This window comes from Pseudomonas fluorescens HK44 (assembly GCF_000217955.3).
Taxonomy (GTDB): Bacteria; Pseudomonadota; Gammaproteobacteria; order Pseudomonadales; family Pseudomonadaceae; genus Aquipseudomonas; species Aquipseudomonas fluorescens_AQ.
In genome coordinates, this window is record NZ_AFOY02000015.1 from 1,309,466 (window position 1) to 1,323,322 (window position 13,857).

Genomic DNA, 13,857 nt, shown 5'->3' on the forward strand with positions numbered 1-13,857 from the left:
TTGGGAAAAGCAAAATAAGGCCGATAGGTTGATGATATTGGTTTGAAAATGCTGCATGGGCACGAACCGGTGAACAGTTCAGCGCCTCCTGAGTTATATTTCGCAAGTTCTTCGATCATTTGCAGTTCAGGTCAATGGCTTGAATCGGGGCTGTTGCTGCGGGGGTGTTCACATCCAATGAAAAACCTGAGGTTTCCGGCAGGGATAGACCGCCGGCCAAGGCGAAGATCGCAATAACAGCCAGGTAGAAAGCAGGTGCCATGGGGTTACCGGATTGCTCGATCAACCAGGTCGCCATGAACGGTGCTGTCCCGCCAAAGATCGTGTAGGCCATGTTGTATGTAATGGCCGAGGCCGTGTAACGGGTTCGGGTAGGAAACACTTCTGACAGCAGCACGGCGGTGACCACCCCACAAAGAACCGCCCCTACTGCCAGAAGCAGCGCGCCAGCCAAAGCTGACACAAACAGCCCGGAACCTGCGAGCAGAAACGCCGGATAGATCGTCACCAGCAGCCATACGGCGGCGGTCAACATGGTATAGCGGCGGCCAACACGATCGGAGTAGGCGCCGGCGAACGGACAAAACGCTGCTGCAAATATCAGCGTGATTACTGAGACAAGCAGCGCTTTCGGGCGCTCCAGGCCACCTTGAAGTTGCAAATAAGTGACGAAGTAAGTGGTGCAGATATAAAACGACAGCGCCGTCAGAGAGATAAACGCCCCGAGACAACCCATGGTGCCCGCTTGCTGACGCAGGGTTTCCTTCAACGGCACATGGGCGTCGCGCTCAGTTGCCGCGATGGCCTTAAACGCTGGGGTTTCTTCCAACTGCCAGCGTAGGTACAACCCCACCAGGCCAAGCGGTGCCGCAATCAGAAAAGGCAGTCGCCAGCCGTAACTGGCCATTTCTTCGGCGCTCAGAAAGGTGTTGAGGGCATAGGTGACGATGGCTGCCGCGGCGAAGGAGGCAAAGGTCGACACCAGCGCAGCGCTGCCGTATCTGGCGCGCTTGTTTGCAGGTGCGTGCTCGATTAGGTAGATGCATGCGCCGGCGTACTCTCCCCCGGCGGAAAAACCCTGTACGCAGCGGATCAAGGTCAACAGCACCGGGGCCATCAGACCAATGCTTGCGTACGTGGGCAAAAGACCGATCAGGGTGGTAGCGCCGGCCATCAACAAGATCGTCAATGACAATACTCGCCGCCGTCCCAGCCTGTCTCCCAAAATCCCGAACACCAGACCGCCCAGAGGGCGGAAGGCGAAAGCCACAGCAAACACAGCAAAGGTCTTGAGCAACGCCGTGGTACTGTCGCAGCTGGGAAAAAAGACTTGCGCGATTGTAGTCGCGAGAAAGCCATAGATAGCGAAATCAAACCATTCGACAAAGTTACCAATGGACGCCGCCCACACCACTTTCCTCATTGCCACCGGGTGCTGCGGTATACGTGTATTAGTTGTCATATCCACCTCTCTGTCAGTTGTCTAAACAAGCGATGAGCAGTTGCAAACAAAATCAAAAGCGGATGGACATGTTCGGCCTCTCGCGGACCGTGAATGCCTTCGGACCATGACGAAAAGTGGGTGTTCTCCACTTTTCGCACAGACCCTGATCTGGACTAGGTCGATACGGCTAAAGCGCTGCCCCGTCGAGAGCGCGCTTGCTGAAAATCAGACTGGCGTTTGCCCCGCCAAAACCAAAGCTGTTACTCATTACACAGTTCACCGGCTGGTCAAAGCGCGTATGACGGATGATGGGCAATGCCTCGACTTCTGGGTCCAGTTGCTCAATGTTGTGAGAAGCCGCAAGAAAGCCGTGCTGCATCATCAGCAGCGAGTAAATGGCTTCATGCACACCCGCTGCGCCCAACGCATGACCGGTCAACGATTTGGTCGAGCTGAACGCCGGCAAGCTACCATCGAAAGCCTGCGCGGCGGCGCGCAGCTCGACCAGGTCGCCAGCCTGGGTACTGGTCCCGTGGGTATTGAGGTAGTCAACCGATTCCGCGCAGGTACTCAGCGCCGCCTGCATTGCCCGAAGCGCGCCGTCGCCGCTTGGAGAAACCATGTCCTGACCATCGGATGCAGTGCCATAGCCGATCACTTCGGCGTAGATCCTCGCACCACGTGCAAGCGCATGTCCAAGCTCTTCGAGAACCAGCACGCCACCGCCACCGCTGATGACGAAACCATCACGCGTCACGTCGTATGGACGACTGGCTTGTGTCGGCACATCGTTATAGCTCGTGGAAAAAGCCCCCATGGCGTCGAACATGCAGCTCTGGCTGACATGCTCAGCCTCCGCCCCGCCCGCGAACACCACATCCTGCTTGCCAAACTGGATCTGTTCGAACGCATGCCCGATGCAATGGGCACTGGTGGCACAAGCAGAAGCGATGGAATAGTTGAGTCCCTTGATCGCAAAGAAACTGGCCATGCACGCCGACACCGTGCTGGTCATGGTGCGAGGCACCCGGTACGGGCCGACTTTGCGGATTCCTTGGCCAAGCAATTGGTTGGCTTCGACGATGTCCTCGCTGGAACCGCCTCCCGAACCCATCACACAACCGGTCCGCGGGTTCGAGACGTGCGAGGATTTAAGACCCGCATCGGCAATCGCATCACGCATCGCCAAATAGGCGTAAGCGGCGGCGTCACCCATGAAACGGCGCTGGCGACGATCTATCTGCTCCAGATCCACGTCCAACAGGCCGCTGACATGGCTGCGTAGTCCCGATTCTGCATACGCGTGGTTGAATCCGATCCCGGAGCGCCCTTCACGCAACGCCTGCAAGACGTCCGCTGGGGTATTGCCCAGACAGGAAACAATGCCCATCCCGGTCACCACGACCCGACGTAAACCTGTGTTGTGCCTGGATGCTTTATCAATCTGCAAGACGTAACTCCCTTCTCTTCCGTAGCGTGAACAACGCTGCGATGTGCTCGAGTCTAATCGCGATAATTAATTCTGATAATTTGTATCTCGGTAATATTTATTACCAAAAACAGCATCAATTCTAATTAGAGACCTGACCCGAAGCATTCAACGTTGAAAATCGCCGGCTGGTGACTTTTGCAGGGGGGCTGACAACAACCGAACTGACAAAAAATTGGGCAACATTGCCCCTCAAAGTGCTGACCGACCAAGTAGTGCGTTGGCTTAACTGGCGAACCGCTCCACACGTGCCGGGCTGCGCTGCATAAGCACCTTGCCATTACGGATCGACATCAATACCTGGCCTTGGCTACGAATCATCTCGTAGTCGTCCGGGGCGGACAGAATCAACAGGTTGGCTGGACGCCCGACTTCCAGACCGTAGCGTTCGCCCAAGTGCAAGGTTCGGGCGCTGTTGTCAGTGATAAGGTCCAGGGAACGCTTGAGGTCTTCGTAGCCGAGCATGTGACAAATATGCAGACCGGCCTCCAGTATGCGCAGGATGTTGCCATTACCCAGTGGATACCAGGGGTCGACGATGGAGTCCTGACCGAAGCAGATTTTCATCCCCGCCCGGTCGATCTCGGCGACTCGCGTCAGGCCGCGGCGCTTGGGATAGCCGTCGAAGCGACCTTGCAAGTGGATGCTTTCGGTCGGACAGGAGATGAAATTGATCCGCGACCGTTTGAGCAGGCGGAACAGCTTGTAGCAATAGGCGTTGTCATAAGAGCCCATGGCCACGGTGTGGCTGGCAGTCACTCGTTCGCCCATGTCACGCACCCGCGCCTCTTCCGCCAGCACTTCGAGAAAGCGCGACTGAGGATCATCGGTTTCATCGCAATGCACGTCCACCAGGCATCCGGTGCGTTCGGCAAGGTCCATCAGAAATTTAACAGAGGAATCGCCCTGCTCGCGGGTGTTCTCGAAGTGCGGGATGCCGCCCACTACGTCAGCGCCCATGGCCACAGCTTCGGTCATCAAGGCGCGGCCGTTCTTGAACGATTCGATTCCCTCTTGGGGAAAGCGACGATCTGCAAGTCGATCAGGTGACGGGTTTCTTCGCGAACCTCCAACATGGACTTGAGAGCCGCTAGGGTTGGGTCGGTGATATCGACGTGAGTACGCACGTGCTGGATACCGTTATCGACCAGCATGTCGATAGTCTTGCGCGCACGAACCTTGGTATCTTCGTGGGTGACCAGCGCCTTGCGCTCGGCCCAGCGTTCGATGCCTTCAAACAGCGTGCCGCTCATGTTCCAGTTCGGCTCGCCAGCGGTGAGCGTGGCGTCCAGATGAATGTGTGGCTCGACGAAAGGCGCGGTGACCAGGTTCTGTCCGGCGTTCAGATCCGTCTCGCTGGTCGCTTGAGCCACCTCCGTTTGAGCGACGATGGCCGCAATCTTTGCGCCATTGAGTTCGATACGATACAGGCCGGTTTTACCGCGCAGGCGCGCGTTGATGATATTCATGTTTACTCCTTGCTGTGGACCTCGGTCATGCGCCATACCAGCAGCGCGACCGATGCACTCATTCGAAAAAGGGGATCGTCCAGCGATTGTCCGCTCTGCTGCTCGATGCGCTGGATGCGTTGGTTGATAGTGTTGCGGTGGATTGCCAGGCGACTGGCCGCCTTAAGTGTAGTGGTCAACTAATCCCGGACACCCATTTAGGCGAGAATGCTCGCCACAGAGAGGTGTCTAATGACCAAACAACGTCGTCCCTTTACCCTCCGAGTTCAAGCGCGAAGCGGCCAGCCTGGTGCTCGATCAAGGCTACAGCCTCATCGAAGCTGCCCGCTCGCTTGGGCTGGTTGAGTCGGCCCGGCGTCGATGGGTAAACCAGCTTCAGGAAGAGTGAAATGGAGTCACTCCGACCAGCAAAGCGCTGACGCCTGAGCAGCAAAAAATCCAGGAGCTGGAAGCCCGGATTAATCGGCTGGAACGGGAAAAATCCATCCTAAAAAAGGCCATCGCGCTCTTGATGGCCGAGGAACACGAGCGTTTGCGTTAATCGATCAACTTCATACTGAAGAGCCTGTTGATCTGTTGTGCTCGGTATTTGAAATCACCCGATCTTGCTATTAAGCGCACTGCCGCAAGCGCCGATCTCCGGACGTTGAGCGGCTGGTTTTACGCAGCCGCGTGAACGAGCTGTTCACCCAAAGCCGCAGTGCGGCGGGCAGCCGAAGCATCATGTTCATGATGCGAGAGGACGGCATAGAGATTGGGCGATTCAAGGTGCGCAAGCTGATGAGCGAGATGAAATTGATCAGCAAGCAACCCGGCTCACATGCCTACAAAAAGGCGACGGTGGAGCCGCCGGACATCCCGAACGTGTTGGATCGGGAGTTCGATGTTCCGGCACCCAACCAGGTGTGGTGCGGCGACATCACCTACATCTGGGCTCAAGGTCGCTGGCATTATTTGGCTGCTGTGATCGATCTTTTCGCGCGCCGCGTGGTAGGTTGGGCGTTCTCATCGAAGCCTGATGCCGACCTGGTGATCAAGGCCTTGGATATGGCCTTAGCAGCGTGGCCGGCCCCAGAACGTGCTATTTCATTCGGATCAAGGCAGCCAATATGGCAGCCGAAGCTTCCTTCAGCGACTGTGGCGATATCGTTTCAAGTAGAGCATGAGCCGGCGTTGTTGGCGCCGACGCCGAATTGACCACGTGCCGACGCAAGACTGACCCAACTCCTATCGGCAGAAATCCAGCACAGGAAATGGTTCGCGAGGAATCAGACTGGGTCAGTGGCATCTCGGTAACTGAGTCAATTCAGCGTCGGCGCCGACATTCATGCCCTTTGAAGGTGCGAGACTCCACGGCTATTCAGCGTAAAGCATGCTGCCATAACGGCCTCATGGAAATTCGCTGACGTAACGGCCTTGATCGGCGCGCGGCCTTCCAGCATTCGGTGAGGATACAGTAATGCTCGGAAGATCTCCCAGGAATCAGCGTCCTGTGAATGCTTCAGAACAGCCTGCACCAGCTTATGTTTCAGGGGATCTAGGTGCCAATCCGGAACGCGCTGCCCCTGGTTACCTAGGTTCAACGCAAGCACTCTTCTGGCCTGAATCCCGTAGCTGATCCACCGGCGCGATTTGCCGGCCATCTCAGCGAACACCGCAGCCGGCAGGTTATGCGGGGCATTGTACATCTCCAGCACTTCCATCCGCTCACGCTGAATATCCGAAAGCTCGGGCGCAGGCCCCGAAACAGCCGATATACGCTGAACAGCCGCTGTCAGAGTTGGCATCGTATTCCCTGGCTTCGTCACCAGTAGGATGGGTGCAGGCGTCATCGTCGCGGGGATCGCTTTGACTACGTCACCCGTCAACTGCGAAATACCTTCTAGATGAACCGTGAGGTGCATGCTGGCTGACTCGATCTGGTTTTGCTCGAACAGGTCCAGCCGGTCGGCCCAGTCCTGCATCATGCGCCGCCGCTGCTCCACGTATTCGGCATGATTGTACGCCGAGCTCACTTTATCAGGATCAGAGTGCGAGAGTTGTGCATCGACCCAGACTTTCGGGTAGCCGATCTCGTTGAGGGCGGTGGAAATGGTCCCCCTGATGCCGTGGCCCGTCAGTTGATCCTTGTACCCGATCCGTTTTAACGCGGCATTAAGCGTGTTTTCGCTGATGCGCTTTTTCAAGTCACTGTAGTGGGCAAACAGGTACCGCTGGGCCGGCTTCACTTGATCCAGCAGGTGGCGAACGACCTCTATAGCCTGCACAGAAAGGGGCACGATGTAGGGCGGGATATCACCGGGGCGCTTGCCCTCCTTGCGCAGTTCAAGCTGCAGCTGTTTTACCACTTCAGGGGGGATGATCCAGAGGCCCTTATCGAGGTGAAACTGATCCGGCGTCGCCAGCCGCAGCTCCCCCGTACGCACTCCCGTCAAAAATAGCAACCGAAGGCCAAGCTGGGTCTGCAACTTGCCGGGGTACTTGCGTAGTGTTTGGAGCATGGCGGGGAGCTCGGGCATGCGCAGGAATGGATTGTGGCGTACAGGCGACTGAGGCAGCGCGACGACATCCAGATCGAACGCCGGATTCAGCGGTAACCCGGGAGCGATGATCAATGCGTAACGGAACATTTGCCGGAACCAGGTGCGAACCTTCTCGGCCGTAGTGAACGCCTTTCTGCGCTCGATCCTCGCCACGACCTCCAGCAGGTCGGACCGCTGGATTTCGTAGATTGAGCGCTTCCCAAGAGCAGGAAGGACGTCTTTGGCAAAGATACGCTGGATCTGTGAAAGCGTGCTTTGCCGCCCTTCCTTAAGGACGAGGCTACGATGCTCGACCCACTTGTCGAACACGGCCTTGAATGTGTTTTCGTCCGCGAGGCGGACGGACTGCCGCTTCTGCTTACGGTGTGCTCGGGGGTTGATGCCCTTGGCCAAAAGAGCCCGGGCTTCGTCGCGCAAAGAACGAGCCTCCCGGAGACTGACCTCGGGGTAAGTGCCCAGCGACATGCGTTTCTGCTTACCGGCCCAGTAGTAGCGGTAGTGCCACGACTTGCCGCCTTCAGGTGCCACCGCCAGGGATAGCCCATCAAGGTCGCCGAGGGTATAGGCCTTTCCGGTCGCTTTCGCTTGCCGGACAGCCAGATCTGAGAGTGCCATGCTCTAGCTCCTGAACTCTTGGTCAGGACTAGATACTTGTCGCGTAAGCCTCGCCCCTCCAGCAACAATCCGGAAACCGTGACACCCGTATTGATGGACTTAAAAATGGACTTAAAAGTCGTGGCTGTCGGTGGTTTCCAGTGGAACTCGCTGGAACGAAAAAAGGACCCGAAGGTCCTGATTTCAAAGACTTACAGAACTCCATGGAACTCTGTAGATCATAATATGGAGCGGGAAACGAGACTCGAACTCGCGACCCCGACCTTGGCAAGGTCGTGCTCTACCAACTGAGCTATTCCCGCATTGGCGTCCCCTAGGGGACTCGAACCCCTGTTACCGCCGTGAAAGGGCGGTGTCCTAGGCCACTAGACGAAGGGGACACACGTACAACATTCACTCCCTACCGCGTTTCGCTGTGTGCTTTCCGCTGTAAGTGGCGCGCATTCTATGGATGGATTGAGGGGTCGTCAACCCCCAACTATAAATTTATTTAAATCAATGACTTCGCCCCCCTTTGAGGGGCAATTCCGGGTTTTCGTCCGACCGGGGTTTGACGCCTATATTCTGTCACTCGCCAAGACGCTATAGTCCTCTCCAGCAGATGATGGCAATGTGCACCCATCCACACATTGCCTATATAGACAGCGTAAAGGCTCGATTCAACTCGTCGCGCCACCCTATGCGCTCCCAGGCTTAGCCACTACACTCGCACGCAAACCCTATAAAGAGGTCTTCACGGTGACACCACTCATGATCACCCTGCTAGTAATAGTCGGGATCGCAATATTGATCGCCATTGGCTACATGAACCATGTGGTGGAAAACAATAAACTGGAAAAGGCCCGCACCAAGGTCGAACTCAATGATCGACTGCGCCGCTGTGGCGAAATCACCGAAACCTTCCCTGGCCAACTGATGACACCGGCGCTCAAGCTGCTGCTGACGCGACTGGAACTCAACGTCTGCCAACGCCTGCTCAATCTGGATAAAAACAATTCGGCGGCCAAAGCCCGCATCGAGGAACTGAGTGCGCTGGTCGCGCAAGGCGAATCGATTCCGGTCAACAACCCGCCGGCACCGATCCAGACCGAAGCCAAGGCCAAGGACGTGCGCTTCTTGCTTGAAGCCTTGCATGGCCAGATCACTCGCGCGGCACAGGACGGTTTCCTGCCAGCCAACGAAGCCAAGCGCTGGATTCGTGAAGTTCGCCACATCCTGGTCTTGCTGCACATCGAGTTCTTCAACAACCTCGGTCAACATGCGCTGCAACAGGAACAACCCGGGCAAGCCCGCCTGGCATTCGAGCGTGGCGTGCAGTACTTGCGCAAACAGCAGGACCCGCAGGTTTACAGCGAACAGTTGCAGTACCTGGAAAAACTACTGGCGCGCGCCAACTCCATGGTGCTGACCAACATTGCACCGGTAGAAGGCGAAGTTAACGAGTTGACCGAAGGCCTCAAGGAAGTAGAAGCCGACGCAGACTGGAAGAAGAAAGCTATCTACGACTGATCCTGGTGATGTGCAAAGCCGCACAACACCCGTGGCGAGGGAGCTTGCTCCCGCTGGGTCGCGAAGCGACCCTCCCCCTTCGCTCAGTTCAGTCAGACCGCGAGTACCGCTCTACAACTGCTGCTCCCGTGCGCGGACCGCGTTGACGGGAGCAAGCTCCCTCGCCACACACGCTTACAACCTGAAATGCCCCACCATCCCCTTCAGCTCAACCCCCAATTGCGCCAGTTCAATACTCGACATGGCATTGCCTTGCATGGCTACCGAGGATTGATCGGCACTGGCACGGATGCTGGTCACGCTGCGATTGATCTCTTCGGCAACCGAACTCTGTTGTTCGGCCGCTGCAGCAATCTGCTGGTTCATCTGCTGAATCAGCGAGACCGCCGCAGCGATACTGCCCAGCGCACTCTCGGTCTGTAACGCATCACTGACAGCGAGTTTGACCAGCTCACCGCTGCTCTGGATTTGCTGCACCGAAGCCTGCGCGGCTGAACGCAAGGCACTCACCAGACGCTCGATTTCCTCTGTGGATTGCTGGGTACGCTTGGCCAAGGCCCGGACTTCATCGGCAACCACGGCAAAGCCCCTGCCCTGCTCACCCGCTCGCGCTGCCTCGATGGCCGCATTAAGTGCCAGCAGGTTGGTTTGCTCGGCAACACTCTTGATCACGCTGAGGACAGTGCCAATGTTCTGGATTTCTGCACTGAGGCTTTCGATGCTGGAACTGGCGGACGTCGCCGAGTCAGCCAGTTGCTCGATGCGTTGCATGCTCTGACGCACGACCTGCTGGCCGGTTTCGACCTTGCCGTCCGCCGTCTGCGCCGCCAATGCCGCTTCCTCGGCGTTGCGCGCAACATCATGCACGGTCGCGGTCATCTGATTCATCGCGGTGGCAACTTGCTCGGTTTCTTCCTTCTGGCTACTGACTTCCAGGTTGGTCTGCTCGGTCACCGCCGAGAGCGATTGCGCGGAATTCGCAAGCTGCTCGATACCCGCCTGCAAGCCGCTGACAATACTGCTCAACCCCGCGCCCATTTGCTGCATGGCCTGCATCAACTGGCCAATTTCATCACGCCGCGTCACCTGCACGGTCGCGCTCAGATCGCCCGCAGCAATTTTCTGGGCGACGAGAATCACACTGCGCAATGGCGCAACGATTAAGCGGGTAATTACCCACGCGGCAATCAGCCCAACCAGCAGCGCGAGCGCCGAGGAAGCAATGATCAGCGCCGAATTCTTCTTCAGCTCTGCCTGCATCGACCGGTCCTCGGCCGAGTAAGCCTGATCGACCCGCTGCACCACTTCGGCGGCGCGCTCATGCAACTGCTGATAGACCTTTTTCTCCTGAGTCAGCAGCCCCGTGTACTCGGCAAGTTTTTCGCTGAAACTGGCGATATGCCCGGCCACTTCGTTGAGCACAGTCTGGTAGCCCGCGTCCTTGACCGTGCTCTTCAATGCCTCAGCCTGGGTCAATGCCTGGTCGGCCTGTTCAATCTTGCCTTGCCCGGCACTTTCGTCGCTGGCCTTGCGGCTTTGATCCAGACGCACTCGCGCCTCATTCATTGCCTGCAACATCAGCCTCGATACCTGACTGACCTGATTGGCCTGCTCGATAAACTCCGCGCCCTCCTTGCCTTGCGTATCCTTGAGCGCATAAGCGCCATCGTCGGCAAGACCCGCCTGTAGCACATCGAGGTTATTGGCCACGCTGGACACCGACCAACTGGCCATTTCCAGCGCCAGCTCCTTGGACTGGGTCAGTTCGACGAACTCATCGAAGGCTTTGCGGTAAGCCCCCAGTGACTGCTCGACATCATTCATCACCGGAACGTTAGCCGCCGACTGGGCCTTGAGTTGCGTTGCGAGGGCGACCAGTGCGTCAACCCCCTTGTGCAAGGCATCGACGGTTTTCGGATCACTGTGCAAGGCGTATTCCTGCTCAAGCAAACGCACCTTGAGCAAACCACTGTTAAGCGACGACATCTGCTTGAGCCCGTCGAAGCGCTGACTGATGGTTTGCAAGGACCAGACGCCGATAGCGGCCACCACGGCCGTCAACATCAGAACCAGAACAAAACCGACACCCAGTTTTTTTGCCATACCGAGGTTGGCAAAACGTCCTTGCACGGCCGAAATCATTGCTCGTAACCCCCTTCCCATACTCAATGGCAACACGACCATTTTCTGTTGTTGCAGATTCGCAATGGGGTGCACCCAAGCACAAGTCTTTGGCGCCGCAATAATGGCAAAAAGCTACGCGTGAGTCGTTTTCAGAACGGTCGAAGTCGATCCGGTAATGCGCAGGCCTGAAAAAACGCCTGCGCCCGAGGATCGCTGGCATAAGCCACATTGATGCGCAGCCAGTCGCTGATCTCGCCACTGGGGCTGAAGGCCGTCCTGGAGGACAGCACGATACCGAATGTGTGAGCCAGCGCGCGCACCCGCGCCGGTTCGTGCTCTCGTGGTCGGGCCCAAATGTACAACCCGCCCGCGGGCTTGCCGAACACCTCCCAATCGGCGTCTTCAAGCACCAGCAACGTCGCCGCCATATCTCGCTTCAAACGCTGACGCTGGCGCTGGACCAGTTTGCGATAGGCGCCATTGGCCAACAGACTGCTCAGCACCGACTCGCAAAACCGCGAAGCCCCAAGGCTCGTAATCATCTTCATGTCTGCCAGGTGCGCAATGATTGCGGCACTGGCCACGACATAACCGACCCGCAGCGAACTGCTGAGGGTTTTCGAAAAGCTGCCGACATAGACCACGTTCTGACCCGCGTCCATGGCCACCAGACGAGCACCGGCACTGCCCTAAAAGTCAGCGTAGACGTCATCTTCGACGATGATTAACTCATGACGCTTGGCCAATTGAAGAATCCGTTGCGCAACAGCGGGTGCCAGGCTACTGCCGGTCGGATTGTGGAACAGGCTATTGATGAACAACGCACGGGGCTTGTTCGCGATCAACAAGGCCTCAAGTACTTCAATGTCCGGGCCGCGAGAGGTTCGTGGTACTTCCAGCAATCTGACGCCGTGCAACCTGAGCAGCTTGAACAGATTCGAATACCCCGGACTTTCGACCACCACGCAATCACCCGGCTTGAGCAGTGCCCGTACGATCAGATCAAGCCCTTGGGTGGCCCCCGCCGTGGTGAGAACCTGACTTTCATCGACGGTAATATTCATCTGTTGCAGGCGCTTGAGGATCTGTTGGCGTAAGACCGGCAACCCGTATGTGGGGCTGTAGTTGAACAATCCGGCCATGTCTGTACGCGAAACCTGGCGAATGGCATAACTGAGGTCGTCGCTTTCGCGCCAGCTTTCGGGCATGCCACCACGCCCCAGCGGCAACATGCCCAGCGGGTCATCGACCAACCCGACACTCTTTGCGTCGGCCGCCGTGGAGCCTGACGGGTCAGCGCAACGATGTGTCGCGCCCAAAGGCCCGGCAACGAAAAACCCCGAGCCATGACGCGACGCCAGCACACCTTGGGCGACCATGCGCTCATACGCTTCAATGACATTGGCCTGACTGAGCAGGTTATCCCGCGCCAGCCGGCGAATGGACGGCAAACGCGTTCCAGGCTCAACGGCACTTTGGCGAATCCAGCCAGCGAGGGCGTCAACAATTTGCTGCACGACGGGCACCAGTGCCTGTCGATCGATTCTCAATTCCATGAGAGACCAACTCCAACTGTTTTTCTGGAGCCAGTTAAGCACAGGCGCTCTCATGAAGCTGTGCGACAACGCCGCTAAAACACCCTCCTCTAACCCTTTGAAACACAATGTCCGGCGATACGCCGCAGGCCAACCATCAGAACGCCGTCACCCCGCCATCCACTGCCAGCGAGTGACCGGTCGTGAACGCAGCACCATCGCTGCACAGGTACAGCACCGCACTGGCAATTTCCTCGACCTTGCCGATTCGTCCAACCGGGTGCATGGCGGCGGCAAAATCGGCTTTCTTCGGATCGGCTTCATAGGCACGGCGGAACATGTCGGTGTCGATAACCGCCGGACAGACTGCATTCACGCGGATTTTCTTCTTCGCATATTCGATGGCTGCCGATTTCGTCAGGCCGATGACCGCGTGCTTGGACGCCGCGTAGATGCTCATCTTCGGCGCCGCGCCAAGCCCGGCCACCGAAGCGGTATTGACGATGGCGCCGCCACCTTGCGCCAGCATCAGCGGCAGTTGGTATTTCATGCACAACCAGACGCCTTTGACGTTGACGCCCATGATCGCGTCGAACTCATCGAGTGTGCCTTCGGCGAGCTTGCCCTTTTCGATTTCGATCCCGGCATTATTGAAGGCGTAGTCGACGCGGCCATAAGTGCTCACCGCCTTCGCCATCAGATTCTGTACATCGCTCTCCAGAGTCACGTTGCACGACACGAAAACCGCTTCGCCACCGGCCGCCCGAATCAGTTCGACGGTACCTTCGCCGCCTGCCACATCAAGGTCCGCGACCACCACTTTCAACCCTTCGGCAGCAAACGCCTGGGCGGTCGCGCGGCCAATACCGGCGGCTGCCCCTGTCACCAACGCTACCTGGCCGGAAAACGTCATGCTCATTGTTTTGTCCTCGAAAAATGTGGGTGATCGCGTTTTCGCAGTCTAGCCACCCAGCCCCGTCGCGCGGCAGCACTATCAGAGGGCCGGTTGATTGCTTATGAGTTGCAGTGATGGATATCCCTGTCCAACTATCACTCCACTGGATCGAGCCGTATTCGCTGCGTCAGCAAACCTTGCGACAACGGCCATGAGGGTCTATCAATCAGACTT

7 protein-coding genes, 2 tRNA genes and 5 pseudogenes are annotated in these 13,857 nt (G+C 57.4%); 3 read left to right on the plus strand and 11 right to left on the minus strand.

Features of this window, described 5'->3' with window-relative positions:
• Positions 1–115: 115 nt before the first annotated feature.
• The 4 genes and pseudogenes from HK44_RS18775 to HK44_RS18790 form a co-directional block, all read right to left on the minus strand.
• On the minus strand, positions 116–1,462 hold the full coding sequence (locus HK44_RS18775; RefSeq protein WP_024265075.1) for an MFS transporter: 1,347 nt from the start codon (positions 1,460–1,462) through the stop codon (positions 116–118).
• 169 nt (positions 1,463–1,631) lie between these two features.
• Positions 1,632–2,894, minus strand: coding sequence for a beta-ketoacyl synthase N-terminal-like domain-containing protein (locus HK44_RS18780; RefSeq protein ID WP_019692282.1), 1,263 nt, complete (start codon positions 2,892–2,894; stop codon positions 1,632–1,634).
• 264 nt (positions 2,895–3,158) lie between these two features.
• A pseudogene (gene codA, locus HK44_RS18785) lies at positions 3,159–4,402 on the minus strand (cytosine deaminase).
• Between the two features lie 2 nt (positions 4,403–4,404).
• Positions 4,405–4,572 (minus strand): annotated as a pseudogene (locus HK44_RS18790) (helix-turn-helix domain-containing protein); the annotation flags it as partial.
• A 61-nt stretch (positions 4,573–4,633) separates the two neighbouring features.
• Here HK44_RS18790 and HK44_RS18795 point away from each other — a divergent pair.
• Positions 4,634–5,558: pseudogene (locus tag HK44_RS18795) on the plus strand (IS3 family transposase); the annotation flags it as partial.
• A 169-nt stretch (positions 5,559–5,727) separates the two neighbouring features.
• Here HK44_RS18795 and HK44_RS18800 read toward each other — a convergent pair.
• From HK44_RS18800 to HK44_RS18810, 3 genes are all read right to left on the minus strand, one after another.
• Positions 5,728–7,560, minus strand: coding sequence for a tyrosine-type recombinase/integrase (locus HK44_RS18800; protein WP_019692283.1), 1,833 nt, complete (start codon positions 7,558–7,560; stop codon positions 5,728–5,730).
• A 226-nt stretch (positions 7,561–7,786) separates the two neighbouring features.
• Positions 7,787–7,862: transfer RNA gene (locus HK44_RS18805), tRNA-Gly, on the minus strand.
• A 2-nt stretch (positions 7,863–7,864) separates the two neighbouring features.
• Positions 7,865–7,940 (minus strand) — tRNA-Glu (locus HK44_RS18810).
• Positions 7,941–8,310: 370 nt separating this feature from the next.
• Here HK44_RS18810 and HK44_RS18815 point away from each other — a divergent pair.
• The gene (locus HK44_RS18815) at positions 8,311–9,069 is read left to right on the plus strand and encodes a hypothetical protein (protein ID WP_019692284.1); all 759 of its coding nucleotides are present in this window, start codon (positions 8,311–8,313) and stop codon (positions 9,067–9,069) included.
• Between the two features lie 174 nt (positions 9,070–9,243).
• Here HK44_RS18815 and HK44_RS30625 read toward each other — a convergent pair whose 3' ends face one another.
• Together HK44_RS30625 and HK44_RS30630 are read right to left on the minus strand one after the other, a co-directional pair.
• On the minus strand, positions 9,244–10,125 hold the full coding sequence (locus HK44_RS30625) for a methyl-accepting chemotaxis protein (protein ID WP_431357340.1): 882 nt from the start codon (positions 10,123–10,125) through the stop codon (positions 9,244–9,246).
• Positions 10,105–11,253, minus strand: a pseudogene (locus tag HK44_RS30630) (HAMP domain-containing protein); the annotation flags it as partial. The gene HK44_RS30625 and the pseudogene HK44_RS30630, both read right to left, overlap by 21 nt.
• Positions 11,254–11,280: 27 nt before the next feature.
• On the opposite strand from HK44_RS30630, the gene HK44_RS30635 reads away from it, so the two are divergent.
• On the plus strand, positions 11,281–11,382 hold the full coding sequence (locus tag HK44_RS30635; RefSeq protein ID WP_371922497.1) for a hypothetical protein: 102 nt from the start codon (positions 11,281–11,283) through the stop codon (positions 11,380–11,382).
• Here the strand turns inward: HK44_RS30635 and HK44_RS18825 are convergent.
• Positions 11,343–12,749, minus strand: a pseudogene (locus tag HK44_RS18825) (PLP-dependent aminotransferase family protein). The gene HK44_RS30635 and the pseudogene HK44_RS18825 overlap by 40 nt on opposite strands.
• Before the next feature lie 136 nt (positions 12,750–12,885).
• On the minus strand, positions 12,886–13,647 hold the full coding sequence (locus tag HK44_RS18830) for an SDR family oxidoreductase (protein WP_019692286.1): 762 nt from the start codon (positions 13,645–13,647) through the stop codon (positions 12,886–12,888).
• Positions 13,648–13,857 lie beyond the last annotated feature (210 nt).

Excerpts from the sequence above, each read along its gene's own strand:
- HK44_RS18775 (WP_024265075.1), bottom strand. The coding sequence starts at position 1,462 with ATGACAACTAATACACGTATACCGCAGCACCCGGTGGCAATGAGGAAA.
- HK44_RS18800 (WP_019692283.1), bottom strand. The coding sequence starts at position 7,560 with ATGGCACTCTCAGATCTGGCTGTCCGGCAAGCGAAAGCGACCGGAAAG.
- HK44_RS18815 (WP_019692284.1), top strand. The coding sequence starts at position 8,311 with ATGATCACCCTGCTAGTAATAGTCGGGATCGCAATATTGATCGCCATT.
- HK44_RS30625 (WP_431357340.1), bottom strand. The coding sequence starts at position 10,125 with ATGCAGGCCATGCAGCAAATGGGCGCGGGGTTGAGCAGTATTGTCAGC.
- HK44_RS18830 (WP_019692286.1), bottom strand. The coding sequence starts at position 13,647 with ATGAGCATGACGTTTTCCGGCCAGGTAGCGTTGGTGACAGGGGCAGCC.